Origin of the sequence: Micromonospora fulviviridis (genome assembly GCF_014648395.1) — a bacterium.
Classification (GTDB): Bacteria; Actinomycetota; Actinomycetes; order Mycobacteriales; family Micromonosporaceae; genus Micromonospora; species Micromonospora fulviviridis.
In genome coordinates this window covers 34,700-54,129 of sequence record NZ_BMRA01000010.1, presented here as the reverse complement: position 1 = coordinate 54,129, position 19,430 = coordinate 34,700, and the positions used below count along the sequence as shown (strand labels likewise).

Annotated in this window: 10 protein-coding genes; 8 read left to right on the top strand and 2 right to left on the bottom strand. The window is 66.8% G+C overall.

The window, feature by feature from the left end; all coding sequences use genetic code 11:
* Nucleotides 1-2 precede the first annotated feature (2 nt).
* On the bottom strand, nt 3-11,039 hold the full coding sequence (locus tag IEY96_RS24245) for a LamG-like jellyroll fold domain-containing protein (protein WP_189197130.1): 11,037 nt from the start codon (nt 11,037-11,039) through the stop codon (nt 3-5).
* A gap of 107 nt (nt 11,040-11,146) precedes the next feature.
* Between IEY96_RS24245 and IEY96_RS24240 the strand changes: the two genes are divergently transcribed.
* From IEY96_RS24240 to IEY96_RS24210, 8 genes are all read left to right on the top strand, one after another.
* On the top strand, nt 11,147-11,737 hold the full coding sequence (locus IEY96_RS24240) for a type 1 periplasmic-binding domain-containing protein (RefSeq protein ID WP_189197129.1): 591 nt from the start codon (nt 11,147-11,149) through the stop codon (nt 11,735-11,737).
* A 110-nt stretch (nt 11,738-11,847) separates the two neighbouring features.
* Nucleotides 11,848-12,507, top strand: coding sequence for a hypothetical protein (locus IEY96_RS24235; RefSeq protein WP_189197128.1), 660 nt, complete (start codon nt 11,848-11,850; stop codon nt 12,505-12,507).
* A 183-nt stretch (nt 12,508-12,690) separates the two neighbouring features.
* Nucleotides 12,691-13,233, top strand: coding sequence for a hypothetical protein (locus IEY96_RS24230; RefSeq protein ID WP_229791852.1), 543 nt, complete (start codon nt 12,691-12,693; stop codon nt 13,231-13,233).
* A gap of 943 nt (nt 13,234-14,176) precedes the next feature.
* The gene (locus IEY96_RS24225) at nt 14,177-14,758 is read left to right on the top strand and encodes a DUF5317 family protein (protein WP_189197127.1); all 582 of its coding nucleotides are present in this window, start codon (nt 14,177-14,179) and stop codon (nt 14,756-14,758) included.
* A gap of 100 nt (nt 14,759-14,858) precedes the next feature.
* On the top strand, nt 14,859-15,137 hold the full coding sequence (locus IEY96_RS33405) for an RICIN domain-containing protein (RefSeq protein ID WP_373293643.1): 279 nt from the start codon (nt 14,859-14,861) through the stop codon (nt 15,135-15,137).
* A 137-nt stretch (nt 15,138-15,274) separates the two neighbouring features.
* A complete protein-coding gene (locus IEY96_RS33400; protein WP_373293635.1) occupies nt 15,275-15,409 on the top strand; it encodes a CbrC family protein in 135 nt (44 codons plus the stop codon).
* A gap of 10 nt (nt 15,410-15,419) precedes the next feature.
* On the top strand, nt 15,420-15,845 hold the full coding sequence (locus IEY96_RS24215) for a CbrC family protein (protein WP_373293642.1): 426 nt from the start codon (nt 15,420-15,422) through the stop codon (nt 15,843-15,845).
* Between the two features lie 364 nt (nt 15,846-16,209).
* On the top strand, nt 16,210-17,271 hold the full coding sequence (locus tag IEY96_RS24210) for a hypothetical protein (RefSeq protein WP_189197125.1): 1,062 nt from the start codon (nt 16,210-16,212) through the stop codon (nt 17,269-17,271).
* 132 nt (nt 17,272-17,403) lie between these two features.
* On the opposite strand, the gene IEY96_RS24205 is transcribed toward IEY96_RS24210, so the two are convergent.
* Nucleotides 17,404-18,402, bottom strand: a complete 999-nt coding sequence (locus tag IEY96_RS24205) for a hypothetical protein (protein ID WP_189197124.1) — start codon at nt 18,400-18,402, stop codon at nt 17,404-17,406.
* Nucleotides 18,403-19,430 lie beyond the last annotated feature (1,028 nt).

The following is a 19,430-nucleotide window of genomic DNA, read 5'->3' as shown; positions in this document are numbered from 1 at the left end:
TTCTACACATCTCCCACTAGACCCGATTTCCCACGTGTCCTGAGCGTGTTATTTACGTACATCCCAAAGTCCCATTGCTGATGGAAAGGCATATCCGCAAGCATATCCCGGATCGGCTTTCCACCCGTCCAGTTGAAGGTTTTCGCATAGTACCCATTCTTGGCAAAATTTATGCTTTGATCTTGAAGGAACATATTATCAGCGTTATTGATCCACTCCTGCGGAAAGTTGGACCTCCCTGGCCCCTGCTTTCCTTGACTTTGCTCAACGACGTGCTCCCAGTTCAATTTAGGCCCGCCCGGCGTCGCGTAGTTTCTGGCCGGCCCATGCACCTGCAACCAGCCACCAGCTTTGTCATAGCTGGAGTACCCGTCAGCAGAATTCGGCGTCCATGAATTCGCGCCACGGCCGACTGGGCATGACTCGCCACCGGAGACGCCGAGGTTGATAAAGCCGGGGTCGTTGTTATGTACCAGGACCGGAGCACTGCCAGCGATCACATAGTACGTGTGGGTGGTGGCGACGGTGAGGTCGCGCATCACCTCGGCGCCGGTGAAGTTGCGGACGGCGGTAACGTACTGGATCTGTCCGTCGGGACCGACCAGCATCGATTCGCCGGGAGTCAGATCGGCAGCGTCGACCCACTGACCGGTGCTGGCGTCCCAAAACGGGTGGTGCGCGGTGGTGTGCAGCACCGACCGGGTCGGTCCGCGGGTGCTGCGTTCCCCGTCGCCCTCACCGGTGGGTCGCGCCGCCTGGTCGACAGGCACGACAGGCACGACAGAAACGGTCACGTCGGTCAGCTCGGTGTCCCGGTTGGCGTGCAGCAGGGTCACCTGCTGGTCGCTGTGCTTGCCCGTCGACGGGTCTGTGGTAGCCACGGTGTCACCGACGTTGACCTCGGAGATCGGCCGCGTGCTGCCGTCGGCCATCAACACCCGCGTGTTCGGGTCGAAGCTGTGCGTCCGCAGGTCCCCACTGCATGACGTCGGTTCAGGCTCCTTGTCCTGAGCCGGATCAGAGTCACGACGCCGCTCCGGCCGGTTCTGCTCGGGCCGGTTCTGCTTCGGCGCGGTCCTGTCCGGCTTCTCCTGCCGCTTCGGCGACTGCTTCGCCTTCGGTGGTGTGGCTGGCTTGGACGGTTTGGGCTTGGGCTTGGGCTTGGGCTTCGGCTTGGGCTTGGGCTTGACCGGCGGCTTGGGCTTCTTCTTGGGCGGTTTGGGCTTCTTCGGAAGCTTCTGCATGAGGTCGTTGAGGTGCTTGCGCGCCTGATTCATCAGGTCCTGCGCCCGGCGCATGATTGTGCGGGCGCCCTCGACGATCCGTTTCCACATTCGGTACCCGCTGAAGGCGCGGTCGACAGCCCGATACAGCGACTTGCCGATCTTGAGTGCCTTGATTGGTCCGAGGAAGTTGGTGGCGAGGTCGATGCAGTCCCAGACGCCTCCGTCGAGGCATCCCATCAGCGACGTCCAGCCGATCATGTCGAGGAGCATCCCGACGCCGACCTGGAGCAGGATGTCGAACAGCGAGGTTTGGCTCTCCCGCTCCGCCCGCTGGTACTCGGCTTCCTGCCGGGCGATCTCCTCGCCGGCGAACTTGACGTCTCGCTGGTGCTGCGTGAGGTCACGGGTGTATTGGGCGATCGCGGCGTCGTACTTCTTCAGCTCGCACGCGTAGTCGTACTCGCCGCACTTGCCGTCCACCGCATGCCCGGTGGTGTCGGTGTTGCCCACCGGGTCCGCCTCGGCGTACGCGAACCTGTTCGCCGCCCCCGACGTGGGGGTGGGGTTGAGCGTGACATCGTCACGGGTGTCGAATGCGCCCGTCTCCGGGTCGTACCACCGTGCCCACATGTTGACCCGGCCGGTGCCCTGGTCGGTCCACTCCGACTGGTAGCCGAGCTTGCCGATCATCCCGGTGCTGGACAGCACCTTGCCCCACGGGTCGTAGGCCACCGATGCGGTCAGCGCCGTGCCCGTGCCGCTGAACTCGCCCACCACGTCGGTGTGCAGATCGGTCCAGGCGTAACGCTGCGTACCGCCGGATGCGACACCCACGAGCCCGTCCGCGGCGTCCCGCACGTACACGGCGCCACCGTCGCCGGCCACCGTGTTGCCCAAACCGGTGTACGTCAGGTTTGGCTGGATCAGCCGACCCAAGCCGTCGTAGGTGTAGGTAGACGCCACACCACCGGCCGCGCCCTGAGACTCCACCTGGTTGAACGCGTCCGTGACGGTGTCAGTGTCCTGGCCGCCGGACCTGGTGCGCGCGAGCGTGCCCCGCGGCGTGTATTCGTAGCTCGCGCCGTCCGACGATGACAGCAACTGGTTGCGGGCGTCATAGGCGAACGTCTTGCTGCCCGCCTGCACCCGGTTGCCGGACTTGTCGTACGCGTACACCACCGGGGTGGTGCCGTTGTTCCAGCCGATCAGCCGGTCGGCCAGGTCGTAGGTGTAGGTGTTGGCCGCCGCGCCGGTGAGCCCGGTGGTCGTCTTCGAGGTGACGTTGTCGTTGAGGTCCCACCCGTACTGGATCTTGGCGATGCTGGTGCCGCCGCTGGTCTTCAGCTCGTCGGACGTCACCCGGTGCAGCTCGTCGTAGCCGAACGACCGGACGTTACCGCCCGCGCCGTACGTGATCGACGACACCTGTGACAGGGTGTTGTACCCGTAGGACAGGTTCGTCCCCGCGGTCGGGTTGACCACCGTGGCGGGGCGGCCAGCGGTGTCGTAGGTGTACGACGTCGTCCCGGCCGCATCCGTACGGGAGGTCAGCGACCCGTCGCCGTTGTAGGCATACGACGAGGCCCCGGATACGCCACCGATCGTCACAGGCAGGCTGCGGTCGTCGTACTCGACGGTGGTCTCGCCCGCCGAGCCGACGAACGACGTCATCCGGCCCGCCGCGTCGTAGCCGAACGTGCGGTCCACCGTCGTCGCCTGCGCGCCGGCGCCGGAGCTGCGCACCAGCCGGCCCAGGTCGTCGTACTCCGAGGTGACGCTCACCCCGCCCGGCGAGTCCAGCCGTACCAGCTGACCCGCCGCGTCGTACGACATGGTGAACGTGCGGTCGGCGAGCGTCGGGTAGGCGGTCGTGGCGGGCTCGATCTGCGACTCGACCAGGCCCCACGGGTTGTAGGTTGTGATGAACCTGTTGCCGCGGCCGTCGGTGAACCGGGTCTGCCGGCCGGCTAGGTCGTAGCCGAACGTCGTGACGATCTGGTCGGATCCGCTGATCGGCTCGGTCTGCGACACCAGCTGCCCGGCCGCGTCGAAGGCGAACGTCTTCGTCGTGCCCCGCGCGTCGGTGGCCGCCACCAGGTTGCCGGCCGTGTCGTACTGGCTGGACACCGTACGCAACAGCACGTCGTCGGCCGGCGCGCTGGTCGCGCCGGGCGAGTACGACTTGGCGCTGATCGCCCGCCCGGCCAGGTCGTAGGCCATGGTCTGGTAAGTCTGGTCGGGAGCGGTGACCCTGACCGGACGGCCGGCGCCGTCGTACTGCGTGGTGGTGGTGTTGCGGGCCGCGTCGGTCACCGAGGTCTGCTCACCGGCGGTGTTGTAGTCCTGCCTCGTGACCACGCCGGTCGGCGAGGTGATCGACGTCGGCCACGGGGAAGACACGTACCCGAATGTGGTTGTGTGCGCCTGCCCGGTTTGGCGCACCACCTCGGTGGAGGTCAGCGTCCGGCCCAGGTAGTCGTAGGTGGCGGTGCCCTTCGCCCCGGTCGGGTCGGTCTGTGAAAGCAGGTCGCCGTTGAGGTTGTACTCGAAGCGGCTCACGCCTCCGTCGGGTGCGGTGACCTTCGCGGCGCGACCCAGCTGGTCGTAGACGATCGAGGTTTCCGCGCCGAGCGGGTCGGAGGTGGACACCACCTGTCCCACGGCGTTGTACACGTTGGTTGTCTTCGCCGCGATCGGGTTGGAGGAGCCCGGCGGGGTGTACGCGGGCAGTTGCGTCTCTACCGGCTGGCCGGCGGCGTCATAGCGGACGACGGTGACGTTGCCATTGGGGTCCTGCTGTTCGGTCAGCTCGCCGAAGGTGTTGTAGCCGAGCCGAACCGTCGACACCGCGGTGACCGGTGCCTGCTCTCCCACCACGGTGCTCACCGCCGGGGAGGTGGTCACCACGGCGCGGCCCACCTCGTCGTTGGTCACGTAGGTGGTGTTGCCCCTCGGGTCCGTCGTCGACGTGATGGAGCCGTCCACGTCCAGGGTGTAGCTCGTGCGGATGACCCGAGCATCCGCGGCAGGCAGGGCGCCGGAGTGCACCTGGCCCACCTCGCTGCCGTTCAGCGGCCGCGAGTAAATCTGCACGTCGTCGACCCGGCCCTGCCAGAAGTTCTCCAGCACGCCGTTCCAGGTGCCGGCGCCGATGAGCACAGACTTGCGCGGCGTCAACGCCGCGGTCGCGGTGGCGGTGTGCTTGAGCACCCCGTTGACGTACAGGCTCATCGTGCCGGAGGCGGGATCGTAGGTGCCCGCCAGGTGGGTCCAGGTGTTCAGCTGCCCCGACGCCGATGTCTTGGCGGCCTTGCCCGCCGATCCGGTGGTGTCGGAGTCCTTCATGTTGAACCGCCACTCGGTGGTGGCGTCGTCGAAGCCGAGCGAGAAGGCGTCCTGCAGCGCGCCGCGTGCGGCGACGGCTTTGTGCTTGGCGGTGCCGTCGGTCAGGTAGACCCATGCGGCGACGGTGAAGCCCGCAGTGGCGTCCACCGCCGGGCCCGCCGTCTCGATGGCGGTGGTGCCGGTGAACTGCGCCGATCCGCCGTGGTCGGTGGACCAGCTGACCCCGCTGGCCGGCAGCGTGCCGGCGTTGTTGCCGGTGGAGTCCACGGCCGTGCCGCCGGTGGTCTCGTCAAGTTTCCACCGGCCAACCGGGGTCGCTCCGCCGCCGGTGTACGTCGTGCTCGACAAGACCCGGCCTAGCGGGTCATACAGTGCCTCCGAGGCGCCTACCAGGGTGCCGCCCTGGGTCAGGGTCGTGGACAGCACGTCGTCGTTTGCCGAGTAGGTGTGGCTGGTGGTGCGGTTGAGTCCGTTCGGGTCGAGGGTCGCGGTCCGGCCGCGGCCGACCGCGTCGTACGTACGGTCGGTCCGCGTCAAACCGTTGTTCGTGGTCTGCGAGACCAGGTTGCCCGCGGCGTCGTAGCTGTTGTTCTCCTGCACGAAGGACGCGCCGGTGCTGGGGTCGCGCCGGGTCACCGTGGCGAGCAGGTTGTTGTCGGTGTAGGTGTACTCCGTCTTCCAGCCCATCGCGTCGGTCACCGACGCCAGGCGGCCGCCCGGGTCGTACGCCATCGACTTGACGACCAGGTCCGTCGGCGCCGAGGGATTGTTCGGGTCCCCGGTGTAGTCCTCCACCACCACGGCGAGCTCGTTACCAAGGGCGTCGTAGTCGGTGCGCACGATGCTGCCGTCGGCGTGGGTCTGTCGGTCCACCCGGCCATACGGGTCGTAGCCGAGGGTCAGCGTCTTGCCCCTGGCGTCGGTCTCGGTCACCCGCCGCCCGTGGCTGTCGTAGCCGTAGGTCACGGTGCGCGGCGCGTCCCCGCCGGTGCTGTCCGACACGGTCTCCGATACCGGCAGGCCGTCCTCGTTGTAGGCGACGGCGGTGACCGGGGTATGCGTCGCGCCGGTGACCTGGTTGGTGGTCGCCGGGTCCGTCCGCTCGACCACCCGGTCCAGCGCGTCGTGCTTGAAGGCGGTCGTCGAGCTGGGCACGCCTCCGACGACGTCGATTTCCTTGGTGGTGCGGCCCAGCTGGTCGTACTCGTACCGAGTGACCAAGCCTGCCGGGTCGGTCACCTCCGCGATGTCGCCGTTCGCGAAGTAGACGATGCGTACCACGCCGCCGCCCGGCTTGGTGATCGTCGATGGCAGGCCGGGCGGGGCGAAGCCCCCGCCGAACGCCGCGACGGTGGTGCCGTCGGTGTAGGCGATGGTTGTCCTGCGCCCCAGGGGGTCGGTGGTCGCGGTGCGGTTGCCGGTGACGGGGTCGTACGTGTAGGTGGTCAGGTAGGTGTTGTCAGACGCCGACGTCGACCCTGCTTCCCGCTTCTCGAGCAACCGGTCGTTGAGCACGTTCGCCGGCGGGGTCTGAGTGGTGGCATCCGGGTAGTAGGTGGAGTAGCTCGTTGAGCACTTGTTCGCCGACCGGTCCTGGCAGGTGGTGGTGGAGACCACGTTGCCGCGCACGTCGTGCTCGTTGATGGTCATGTTGCCGTTGGGGTCAGTGACCGTGCGCAGGTAGCCCTTGCTGCTGTAGCCGAATCGGGTCGTGAAGCCGCGGACGTCGATCTCGGCGACCTTGCGCCCGGCCTGCAGGTCGTGCACGTCCTTGCTCTGGGCGTCGTCCGGGTGCACCACGGTGTAGGTAACCCCCGGCACGGCCGCGGCCTTCACCGCGTCCCGGGCCTTGAACTGCGCCTCGACGTGCTTCGCGTCCAGTGACGAGCGGTAGAACGCGACCTCGGCGATCTGCCCGTTGAAGTAACCGTTGAGGTTCGTCGGCGTGGACGGCCAATGGGTGCTGACCTTGCCCGCGCCAATGTAGCCGTAGTCCAGGGTGCGGGTCTCCGTCGACGTGGTCGTCTTGGTGCCGATCTGCTTGCCGTCCAGGTACAGGGCCTGGCCGGTGGCCGTGCGGGTCAGCACCGCCGAGTGCCATTTGCCGTCGTTGACCGTGGTGGTCGAGGTCATCGCACCGGCGCCGGTGCAGTAGCAGAAGGTCCCGCGCAGCTTTCCGTCGACACCGATGTACAGCGCGGGAAGCCACTGGAGGTCCCCACTCTGCCCGAGCGCGTAGGTCTGGAACCCGGCCAGGACCCCACCTGCTGAACTGCTGGTCTTGAACCACAGACCGACCGAACGGTCATCGGCCGTCGCCGGCGGGATCTCCGCGCCCGGCAACCTCAGGTAAGAGGACGTGCCGTTGAACGATGCCGCCGGAGCGGACGGTCCGAACGGGCCGGGCGTCCCGCCGAGCGTTACTGAGCTGTAGCTGGCGATGTCCCCGTTGACCTCATTGACGGCGTCCACCGTGCCGGTCTCCGCCAGCCGCCAGTAGTTCGACGGCGCGCCGCCCAGCACCGTGCTCTCGTAAATTTTCGTGGTGCCGGCCACGGACGCGGGGAGCGGACGCCACACTCCTCCGTTGCCGTCGGTCATCTGGCTGACCCGGCCGGTCACGCCGTCGTAGGCGACCTGTGCGGTCGCGTTGCCGGACGGGCGCCGAACCGTTGTCAGCGGTGTCACCGGGGTCCTGGCCCGGTAAATGTCGCCGACCATCTGGTCGGTGACCGGCGTGTCGAACAGCGCGACCTCGGCCACCGATCCCGTGAAGTGGTCCCGGGCGCCAAGATTGCTGATCGTGCTGCCGTGCGACTGGTTCGGCCAGCCTCCGCCGAGGAAGCCGGTTCCGATATAGGAGTAGACCGGGCTCATGTCCTGGACGGCGACGCCGGTCTGCTGCGCCACCTGGACGCCGTCGACGAACATCTGCTGCTTGTTGCCCGATGCCGACAGCACGACGTGGTGCCACTGGTTGTCCGCGACGCTGGCCGCTGATTGCATCGGGTTGTGCGCTCGCGCCACGAACGACTGGTCGGTTTGGTTCGCCCGGCCGCATGCCCAGATTTGCATCTCCGCGCCGTTTTGCGAGCCGTCACCGACCGAATCCAGGCACTTGGTGGAGTTGTCGTTGATGATCTGGCCGTTGGCTCGCACGTCCCACTTCTGGTCGACCGCACCGGTGCAGGACCAGGTCACGACGTCCACGCCGTTAGCGATGCCGCCGCCAGAAACGCCCGCGCACTTGACCGCGCCTCCGCTGGTTACCCGCAACTCCCGGTCCGCTGTCCATGTCCACTGCTGGTTTGCCGCCCCGGTGCAGGGGCCCAGCGCCAGGATCACCCCGTTCGCCGAGGAGTTCCCGGGTACCTCCAAGCACTGTCCCTGCCCGTAGGCGATCAGGCTTCCGATGGAGGTGCCCAGGGTCGGGGCGGTGGGAAATCCTCCCACGAGCTTCCCGTTGGAGCCGATGTACAACGTCGGGTTGTAAGCCCCCTTGGCGGTGCTCGCCGTGGCCGATTCCCAGGACTGGCCGTAGAGCACACCGTCGCCGCCGGAGGTCTTGAACCACATGCTGATCGCCTGTTGGGAGGCGTCCCCGACCAGCTTGGCCGGCACCGACACCTGCGACGAGGTGCCGTTGAAACCGGCTGCCGTGGCCGCAGAGGCGGCCAGCGGGCCAGGCTGCCCCAGGGTCACATTGCTGTAGATGCCGTTGTCGGCGCCGGCGTTCTCGAGCACCGAGCTGGCGGCGGTGGTGCCGCTGGTCTCGGTCAGCCGCCAATACGAGTGAGGAAGGGCGTTGCTCACCGCGGTCTGGTACAGCGAGCCATTGGTGTAGGTGTAGGTGTGGCACTGCGTGCTGGACGTCGGCGGGCAGGCCTGGGTCAGCGCGTCGCCAGCGTAACTGTAGGTCCAGGTGTTCTGCGTTGTCTGGCCGTCGACGGTGACGGGATCGGTGCTGACCGATGCGACGTGCGCCGCGCTGGCACCCGGTGGGGTGGCCCAGCCCAGCGTCAGGGTCCGTCCCGACGCGGCGGTCATCTTGGTCATCAGGCCGCTGGTGTAGGTGAACGTCAACGCTCGGCCGGAGACGTCCTTGACCTTGGTCACCGCGTACCGACCCGAGCCCTGAGAGGTCAGGAACTCGTAGCTGGTGCCGTCCTTCTCCAACAGCTTGTAACCGCCGGTGACCGTCGAGAGCGTGACCGTACGCCCGGCTGGTGAGGAGAACGTGCCGTTGCCGTTGCGACCGAAGGCCATCTCGCGGCCGTTCGGGTAGGTCACCACCACGGTGTTGACGACGGTGGTCCCGCTGGCGTACCGCTCGGTCGCCCGTGCGTCGGCCATGGTCGACCAGCCAGCGCCGAACGCGTGGCCGCTGCGCGGATCGATGCTGTTGTACGACCGTGTGATCTCCAGCGGCGGACCGACCGTGTTGACCATCGCGTCCCTGGTGGCAGTGGTGTAGTTGCCGATGCTCGGGTCAAACCCGCGTCCCGAGTTCTGCGACAGCCCAGACGTGATCGACGGCTGCGGCACCGGTGTGACCAGCAGGTACTTCGGTGGGGCAGCATTGTCGACGAGGAGGCCGTCGGAGACCTGCACCGTCCAGTAGTAGGACTCACCCCAGGTCAGCACGCCGGATGGGAGGGTCCACGACTTCTTGGTGATCCAGTTTGAGGTGGCGATCTGGGTCTTGCTGTCACTGCCGTAGACGGTGAACTTGTATTGCAGCGACTTCGGGAACTTGTCCGGGTCGTGCGCGTCAGCCAGCAGTTCTGGCGTCAACGTCTGCACGGCCTGCCCGTAACCCGGGTACTGCTCGTTGACCTGCGGATATTCGTTCAAGTCGTAGGTGAGCTGCAGGTACGGCTTGTAGGCCGCGCCATAGTTGGCGGAGGTGAACCGCTTGAAGCCGGTGGAACTGGTCTCCGATGCGGTGAGCGCCAGACCGTTGTTGCCGATGTCCCGGGTCGACCAGGCGTTGAAGGTCGTCAGCGAGAGCGGCACCGACCACCACTTGCCGACGCTGCGATCGCCCGACGTGTTCCCGCACGCAGGAGAGTTGTTCGTGATCGTCAATGAGCCGATCGCGACTCCGAAGGTAGGGCCTGCGGCCAGGCCCGCGTTGTTGGTCAGCGAATCGACGGTCCACGGTTCGTGGATCTGCCGCACGAAGAAGGGTGTGTTGTCGCCGCAGTTCCATGACCAGGTGTGGTAGAGGAACAGCTTCGCTGCTTTGATCTGCGTGCCTACTAGGCCGTCGTTGTCGAACTCGTCGAAGTGGATGAAGGATCGCGAGATCGACGTGCCGTTGTTCCAGGTGCCGACCGGCAGGTCGTCGGTGTTGTGGTTGGTCGTACTCGAGTCGTTGTCGACAAAAACGTCACCGGTGTCGACGGTGTCCATCGTCGAAGGGTCGACCCGAACCGGGAAACGTCGAGCAGGGTCGGCCAACCACGCTGCGTCGGCTGTCACCCGCAGCGCGGGCCCACCGTTGACGGTGATCAACTCATAGGTGACCGCGGACGACTGTGCCGGCGCGCCGGACTTGGGGTGGACGTTGGAGTCCTCCATGTAGCCCTGCGGCACCCGCAGCGCCAACTCGCCCTTCGCATCGAGCAACGCGATCGACCCGTCACTGCGCAGCTGCGGGGTCAGCCCGTCCAGCCGTAGCGGGAAAACCCACTGATTGCCCGCCGCCGGAGACTTGAGGACGATGGTCTCCTTGAGGCCGTCAGCGAAGGCAGCCAGCTCGATGTCCGTGCCGGGCAGGATTTCCGGGTACGTTGCCGTGGAGCCTTCGACCACGGCTGTCACCTGCGCTGCTCCTTGCAGGCCGTATGCCAGCGAATGACCCGAGGCGGTTGTGACCGACGCCAGCGGATCTGCGGCTCCAGCGGAGCCGCGGGTGGCCAGGTTCACGTCGATGGAGTTCGCGCCCATTGCCCACCGGCCGCCGCGGCGGATCAATGCAGTGTCAATCGGCTGGTATTCCCCGCCAGCGCCCTTGAAGTTGACCCGTGAGCCGTACAGCCGGCGGGTGAACGAGCCGTCGGCGTTCTGAAACTCGTCGTACCGGGCGCTCGACCGCTGGGGCACCCGCTTGCTGGTCTGCTCGTTGAAGCTGTTCTCCCCGGACAGTGGCGGGGCCGTCCAGGTCTTCGTCGGTGGCGGTGCGGGATTCTCGGCATCGACCGCGCCGCGCCCCCGGCCAGGCGCCTGACCCTGTCCGCCGTCGGCCCGGGTCTGCTCCGCCGAAACGTAGTGATCACGGTTCTTGGCGCCGCCAGCGGACTTCTGCACCGGCACGCCCCGCACGTCCGCCCACGCCGGCAACTGCCGGAACCACGACGACAGCGACGGCAGCGGAAAACCACCATCCTCGGGTACCGCCCCCTGCGGCACTCCCAACGACAGCGCCAACGCCAACGTGGTGACGACAGCGATCCGGCGCCTCATGGGCTCCTCCGAGACTGGGATTGATCAACAGCCCGGGGAGTCTCGCGTGGGTGGTGGCATCTGCACAAGATCTTGTTATCCAGCCGCGGCTCACTTAGGGTGCGCCGGTGTCCAATCACGTACGGCCGCGCCCGGTGGCAGCAGACCGGCGCCGCCGGCTCCAGAAGCTGCCGTCCCGACGGCGCCCGGCCCTGCGGCTCGCGCCCGGGCGGCCGAGGCGTCTCGCCCTGGCCGCACTCGGTCTCCTCCTCGTGGCCGTCACGGCGGTCTGGGTGCTGTGGCCCGAACCCGAACCGCGTCAGCGCGAATACCTGAACGTCACCGCATGCCTGCTGACCGACCGCTCCGGGATCAGTGGCGATTCAGCGAAGCCGGTCTGGGCTGCCATGCAGGAGGCCTCGGTCTCCAGCCTCGTCAAAGTCCAGTACCTGGCGGTCAACGGCCCACAGACAGTCGACAACGCCCGTAGCCACGTGGCGTCCCTAGCGGGCAGCCAATGCGGCCTCGTCATAGCCGCCGGTCCTGCCCAGATCGACGCCGTTGTGGCCGCCGCTCCCACCTTTCCCCAGGTGCGATTCATCACCGTCGGTGGAAGCGCCGCGGCAGCCAACGTCACCGCCATCGATGCCAAGGACGCAGGTGGTCTGCGTAAGATGCTCAAGCAGGAAGTGATCGCGCTCGCCGACGCCGCATCCTGACCGAGCCGGGCTCCGGAGGTCGTGTCCCGGCTGATGCTTGACACTCGCGTCCCACCACATGCTTGACGGACGGGGCAATGCTCAACTGTTGAGGCCGGTACCCTGCGCCGGTGCCGGTCCCCCACAGCCTCCGCGAGCGATTCCGTGATCCGGCCTTCTGGCAGACGTTCTTCTTCGACGCGGACGGCGCCACCCGAGTCCCGAATGCCACCGTTGAGCTTTCCGTAGGTGGCGATTGCCAGCTGGTGCTTGAGGTGCAGGGCCGGTACGACTGCTACGAGCTCGGTATCCGCACCCCGACGTCGGACGGAGTTCGCAGCATCGGCTGGGACGACATGGCTCACTGGCACCCGTTCGCGCTCCGGTGGTGGGAACTCGACCTCATCTGCCGCGCGGCATCTGCCCTCGACCCGCTGATGCCACACCCGGGTCCCACGCTGGTCCTGCTCTGCCGCTTCGTCAGCGTCCAGGACGACGATGACATCCAGCAGATCACCTCCACCATGCACACGGCGTTCGAGTCGCTGCGCCCGGCCGGCTGGGTCGGTTACTGGCCGAACGTCACCGACTGGCTGGCACGCCGCGACTTCCGCGGACGCGGCGTCTCCTGGACCCGTGACCAGTCGGGCAACCTCTACGCCGTCCAGGACGAAGACAGCGACTACCCCTTCTACAGCATGCGCGGCGAGCCCACCGACGACCCGGCAGGCTTCCCGTACGAGGAATGGCGGAGCCTCCTCGTAGCAGCTGGCAACACACTCGGCGTCTAGGCCAAACGTCAAGCAAGTCCGGGACGCAGGCGACTCGGTGCGGGTCCGGCCTGGCGATGGGCAGACCTGGCTCCGCCCGAGTGAGTGGCAGCCTTCATGACCAAAAGCCGCGGACAGCAACCTAGACCAACGGTCAAGCGTCAGGTGGGACCAGACAGTAGGCAGGAGGGGGAGACTGCATCGGTGGCCAGCGGATGGATGCGAACCCAGATTAACGAGTTCTTGGCGCTAAAGGATCAGGTCATCCAGTCCTGGAGTGGCGTGGAGATGGCGGTGCGGGGCGGCGATGGGCCGACACCCGAGTTCGCCGGCCAGGACGTACCCTGCCTACCACTGTGGGCTCTGCACGCACGGACCGACATCGGCGACACGGTCACCATCGCCACCTACCAACACGATGACCCGTTCGGAGTGAGGATCGAGCGGAGTGCCGGGTCTGACAGCGATGACGTCAGCCATGGTTATCGACGCCGCGCCCTGCCAGAGCTGCCCACGGGCCTGGTCCGAAGGGTGTCTATCGACTTGGACGGCGACGTTCTCGCCGAAGTCCGGCTTCAAGTTGAACGCCGCGATCTGCTGCTGGTGGCCGGCGAAGCGGAGGAGAACTTTGACGGCCGGCTCGTATGGCGCCGCCTTGACGAGTCCGTCCTCGCGTTCACAGACCCGAACACGGTCGAACAGATGAAGTGGGTACCCGCTCGTAGGCAGCTACAACGAATCACCTGATGCCCTGCTGCGTCGCTCGAGCACGCGTCTGCATCGGTGACGTTGGACGTGTACGCGGGCCCGTTCGGTGACGACCTCAACGCGACCGCCAACCGGCTCGACAAGGCGGTCACGGCGCGGGACGCGGACTATCTGCGGACTGACACCACGGACCGCGGCGTGACCGACCGCGGGAAACGGCGAAGCCCAGGTCGATGACCTGCGCTTCTTCACAGAGCCGCCTGACGGAATCGAACCCGCAGCCATCCGCAGCTTCGCCCGTGGCCTACGCCAAGACCTCGCCGCCGTCACCGCCGGACTGTCCATGTCCTGGAACTCCGGCCCCTTCGAAGGGCACGTCAACCGGATCAAGATGCTCAAACGACAGATGTACGGCCGCCGGTGGGGGTTCGAGTCGCCGGCCAGCGACTTGGCGCCAATGTTGCCTGACCTGCGATGTGGGGCCTGGGGCTAATCGGGGGGCGACAAGAACCATTGCCCCACCACCGATGGTGGTCGCCAAGATCCTGAAGCCCACACAACTCTAGGTGCTGCGGTGACCCCTTCGGGCCCGCCGAAGAGGTCACCGTCCAGTAAGTCCGGGCCAGAGGGGCTGCCGGTGGGATGCGAGTCTTTAATCGTCCGGACTCCTAACCACTGCACCAAGCAGGGCTCCAAAGCCGTACGTCGATGCGGCACGGTACCGGCGCCTCACCGTACAACCAGCCCTTCCCCGCCGCCCCGTCCGTCGGGTGAGGATGGCGCCTCAGGTTCCCGTCTACTTCTTGCTCGACGCCCCCAGCTCCCACGCGTGAAGCCCGATCATCAGTGAACCGATGGACGGAAGAACCATGCCGCGATCAGGTCCGGCATTCCACACTGGACTTAGTCTATTGAGGAAAACTCCACGAGAGGGACCGCAAATGACCGGGCCCAGGGCCGTCGAGGCCCACACGGTGGCGCCATGTCGATCCACAGTCTGATCTTGCTCATCGCACCGCCGACGGTGGGTGTCATTGTCGGCTACGCCAGCGGGGGTCGAATCGCCGGCTTGCGGAGCATCCGACTCTCGGCCGTGTGGCTCCTGTGGCTGGCCGCCGTCGTCCAGGCGGCGCAGTACCACGTGGCTGCCCTGCGGCATCCCGGCAGGCTGGTCGTCGTATTCGGCCTGGTCCTGTCGTGGCTGGCCATGAACCTTCCCAGATGGCCGCTCGCGATCCGCGTCGCTGGTATCGCCATCACGGTAGGTGCGCTCGCCAACGGAGTGACTGTTGCCCTCAACGGACGCATGCCATATCAGCCGAGCGGGGCTGAGGCGGTCGGCCTACGGCCGGATCTCACCACGCCCAAGAACGAACCCGCGGACGATGCGACCCGGTTCGCGTTCCTCGGTGACACGATCCCCGTCACGCCGTTGAAGAAGCTCGTCAGTCCCGGCGACGTGCTCATCGGCGCCGGGACCGTCGCGCTGACGGCGCTCGCGATGCGCCGCCGCCACGACCAACCCGATCCGGTACCCCAGCACATCACGGGAGGTGAAACATGACCATGTCCACCGTCTGGCGCCAGGCCGCCTACGCGATGCTCACGTTGGCGTCGCTGGCCCTGCTGCTCTACACCGTCGGCGCACCAATGACAGAAGGAAGCTGAGGGGCCGGCATGAGAATCCGCATTATTGTGGCGCTCCTGTCGCTCGCCACACTGCTCTACACGGTCGGTGCACCACACGAGCACGGAGGCTGAAGCGCGCGATTCCGCAGGAATGGATCGCGGCTCCGGCGACGCCGGGTGACCCCTGGCTGCAACTCGTCAGCATGACGAGCAAGAAGTGCCTCGGCGTCAAGGATGTCAGCTACGACAACGGCGCACCACTGCAGGTATGGACCTGCAGCATGAACCGGAACCAGCGCTGGAACATTTCCTAGCCGCGTGACGCAGCGGCCGGGCCTGGTGCGGTGTCGACCACGCCCGGCCGTTGCGCAACCGGGGTCAGCAATCCTGAACGCGGCCCACTCGCTGCCACCAGCACCTGTAGCTGACCAACGATTGGCATGATGGGCTCGTGACCGAGCCGGTGTTTCGATACCACCCTGATCCGTTGGCCACGGGCTCGGCGGTGCGGATTCAGCACGAGTGCAGCGTCTGCGCCCGACTTCGGCACTTTCGCTACCGGGGACCGATACGGCGGACAGCCTGAGAGTCTTTGCCTGCACTGCATCCACTCCGGGGAGGCTTCCAGGGCACTCGGCGTCGTTGTCGCCGCAACGGATGGCAGCGACATCCTGGACCTGCCTGCCGAGTTCAGCGACGCAGTCGACGTGCCTGACGACGTGCCGCACCACGTCATCGAGGAGATCACCCGTCGGACCCCTGGCTTCACCGGCTGGCAGCAAGGATCATGGCTCTACCACTGCGGCGATGGCGCGGCTTTTCTCGGACCGGCTGGCTACCGCGATGTCGAACCTCATCCGGACGCCCTGAACATGCTTCGCGCGAGCCACCGGCAACTCGGCTGGTCGCCCGAGGAGACCGAGGAGTTTCTGCACCGGCTCGACCGCAACGATGAGCCCACCGCATATCTGTTCCAATGCCTGCACTGCGGGACATATCTCGCGTCCTGGGATATCAGCTAACCGCGGCTCATCGCCGAGAGGCAGGCGCACTCCTGTCGCCATGAGGGGACGCCGCCAGACTGCCAGCCGGGGACGCGGCGACGGGTGACGGTCGGCGGGGTGCGTTGCGGATGCCGGCGATGTGGGGCTCGCGTCAAAGGGGTCGGGCAAGCTCCGGAGCAGGATCTGTCGCCGCTCATCGTCGTCGCGTCTGCCGGATTTGTCCCCGACGATCTCGCGCCGGCACGCACCCCCCGTGCTGCACGATGCTACCCCCAGTCTGGGCCGATAGAGGTGCACAGAGATCTTGATCAACAAGCGACCGAGGACTAGCGTGCTGCGCGCGCAGATGTTGCGTATGCGAACCATCCCTGAGGGAGACCCTATGACCGCGCGCCGAACGGCTCGCCACCTCCTACCCTGGGCCACTACCGCCCTGCTCACCGCCGCCGTCACAATCCCAGCCACCGCAGCACACGCCTCCACTGGCAGGCACAAGGCGTCGGTGACAACGGCTACGGCCGCCGCCGACAGAGACCTCAACGGCGATGGCATCCCGGATCTCCTCACGGTCGGCGGGACGTCCGGTCTCGCCTCCGGGCTGTGGCAGGCCACCGGCGTCATGGGCGACGACAGCGCCACCGGGACCGGACGGGTGAGCACGCCCGCGCTGAACATCGGAGCCAACGGCAACAACATCTTCCGCGACAACGTGCCATCCGACTTCGACGGCGCACAGGTCATCACCGGAACCTTCACCGGTCGCGGAGTCCAGGACGTGCTGGCCTACTACCCCTCCGGCAACAGTGCCGGCGGCGCGGTGATCCTTAAGGGCACCGGCGACGGCTCGGTTCTGCAAAGCCATCTCGACGAGAACGCGGACCCGATAAACCCCGGCACGTTCACCGACAACAACGGCGACAACCCGCTGCAGTTGGCCAACGCCTACAACGCCTCCGGGCACAACTACCTCTACCCCGACCTCATCGGAATCAGCGGGGACGCCGCCAACGACTACTACCTGGACTACTACCCCAACTTCAACGGCACCGGCGGCTACGGGTATGTCGCCCAACTCAACACGGCCACACCGACCGGCGGCCACGACTGGAACACCTGGACGATCGCGTCCACCCAGCTCTCGTCCGGTACGGCCATGTTCCTTTGGAACCAGTCGACCGGGCAGCTGCACCTGTGGGAGGGCGTTACCTTCACCGACAACGGCGACTTCACCGGCACGCTCGCGTACACCCAGTACCAGATCTCGACCAACTGGAACCGGGACACCACGCTGTCCACTCTTGAAGCCGCCGACATCAACGGTGACGGCGTACCGGACCTGTGGGCCGTCACCCCAGCCGGCGCCGTCACGGCCTATTTGATCTCCGACCTGTCAACCACCCGGGCCGCGACCGTACGAATCAGGAAGCCGCAGAACTTGTCATAACCCGCCGCGCGAGGACCACATGGGACGGATGTGGTCCTCGCGTCGCCTATGGAAGTTCTCACGCCGTTGGCGTTCTTTCCAGCAATCGGCCGCTGGCAACCGTCCTTCCCCAGGCCCGGAGGCCAGTTCAATCTATGTCTCGTATGGGTCCCAGTGAGCGGCGTAGCGCAGCAGCGAGCGGGCCAGGTCGGGGTGGGCCGCCGCCCACCGGGTGTCGAAGAGGAACCACTGATCGAACCCGAAGAAGCTGTCGATGTACCGGGCGACCTGCGCGATGTGCGCATCCAGCCGGATCAGCGACTCGGTGGGGCGCTCCTCGGGCCGCAGTTCCAGCATCTCCCGGTGGACTGCGTCGTGCGCGGGCACTCGGTCGAGGCCGGCGGGTGATGGGGCGTATCCGGGCAGCCGGGCGTAGCGCTCCAGCGCCGGGCCGGCGTCGTTCTCTCCGGGGGCGACGAGGGCCCGCAGCAGCCGGGCGTCGTGCGGCCAGCGGTGAGCGCCGGGGTCGTCGACGCCGAGCAGGTGGGCGGCGAGGTCCGGCAGGGTCAGGCCGGGGAAGACGGTGGCGCCGGCCAGGTCCAGGTTTCGATAGGTATCGGGCGATGCCCAGCACAGGCGGACCGAGAAGACGGACTCCGGTCCGGGCGGGGCCAGCCGGACGGTACGGACCGGTACTCCATGGCTGAAGGCCGCGCCTGGCGCGGCCGTGCTGGCTGGCAGGGGCCAGGTGTCGTGCAGTATGAACGCAAGCCGGTCGGGCGACGCAGCGGCGGCCTCGTCGTCGACGAAGTAGTATGCCAGGTCCACCTCGTCGTCATCGGTACGCACTCTCAGGGCGTGCTCGCCGAGCCGGATGAAGGTGCCCTCGTCGTCACCCTCCACCCACAGATGTTCGTTCAGCAGCTCGCGCAGTTCGTCAACGGTCTCCGGCCGGGGCAGGTTCCGCCCCTGGACCTCCTCGAAGATCGACTCCAGGCCGTAGACGTTGCCGCCCAACTCGCTGTCGATCCATGCGTCCGGGTCGTCGTGCTCCCAGCCGCGGCGGAACCAGTCGAGCACGGTCGCTTCGGGCAGGGCGACCACCCGCTTGCTGAACGGCGAGTCCTCCCGCCAACGACACACGAAGTACATGCGGCCGACTGTAGGCCGACGGGTACCTGCGGTGGCGACGGCGCTACAGCCGCGTTCTGTAGTGGGATTGCCCACGCCCGAAGGGGATCGCGTCCTGCCCTGATGGGGTCGGACTGGATCTGGGAGCTGCGAGCGGCGCGGCGCTTCTTCGTCGGTCATCACTCCGTTCACTCTGCTGCTGACTCCGGTTTCGCTACCAAGCGCAGCCAACATGATTGCCCGACCGTCCGGACGGCGACGTCCGCTATTCGCAATGAGCGGACTTCGGCCCCTGTACCTGGGCCATCGGTACTGACACTTCGCGCGCGCCGAAGAGGTCGCCATGCAGGAAGCGCTGGCCAGAACGTTGCCCGTGGGATTCCGGTCCCAGCTGCCGGAATGCCGACCGACTCCGCCACGGCGGATCTAAAGCCATCCGCCGATGGAAGAAGGCCGCGGTAGCTGGCGTCAGCGGGCCAGGACGACACGCCATGGCAGCCAGGCGGGGGGCAGCAAACGCTGACCACTTCGGTGTTCTCTGGGAGGTCACTCCGGATTACTCGACCACATCACCGCAGGTCAAAGTCCTCGCCCCCGTCCGGTGTCGGTGAGCACTTCGGGCGCGGTGACCACTTCGCCGACCTGCACCCAATCTGCTCCCACCTGCAAGGTCAGGCCATCCAGCGGCTCCTTACCGCCACGACCTGCGCACACTCCCCTGCCAGGCGACATAGAGCCTTGTCGACTGTTGCGCAAAACCGCTGAGCACTCCGTGTGAACGCGGGCACGCTGCACCGTTGCATGCCATCCAACGCCGCCTTGCACCGTCGAGCAGGCTCCCTCTGCTGCCTACACTCGTCTGCTGCCGCCCGTTGCTGGACGTCTCGCTGCCTATTGGCTGCCTCGCCTCCGAGACGGACCACCGGATTAAGAGGCAGGGCTGCCCATGTGATCACGAGGCTCCGACCTCGCGGCGGCCGGCAGGGAGCACCTGGCCAGGTCAGAAGGCGAGTGGGTGGCTGCTGTCAACGTTGCTGTCGCTCAGCCCG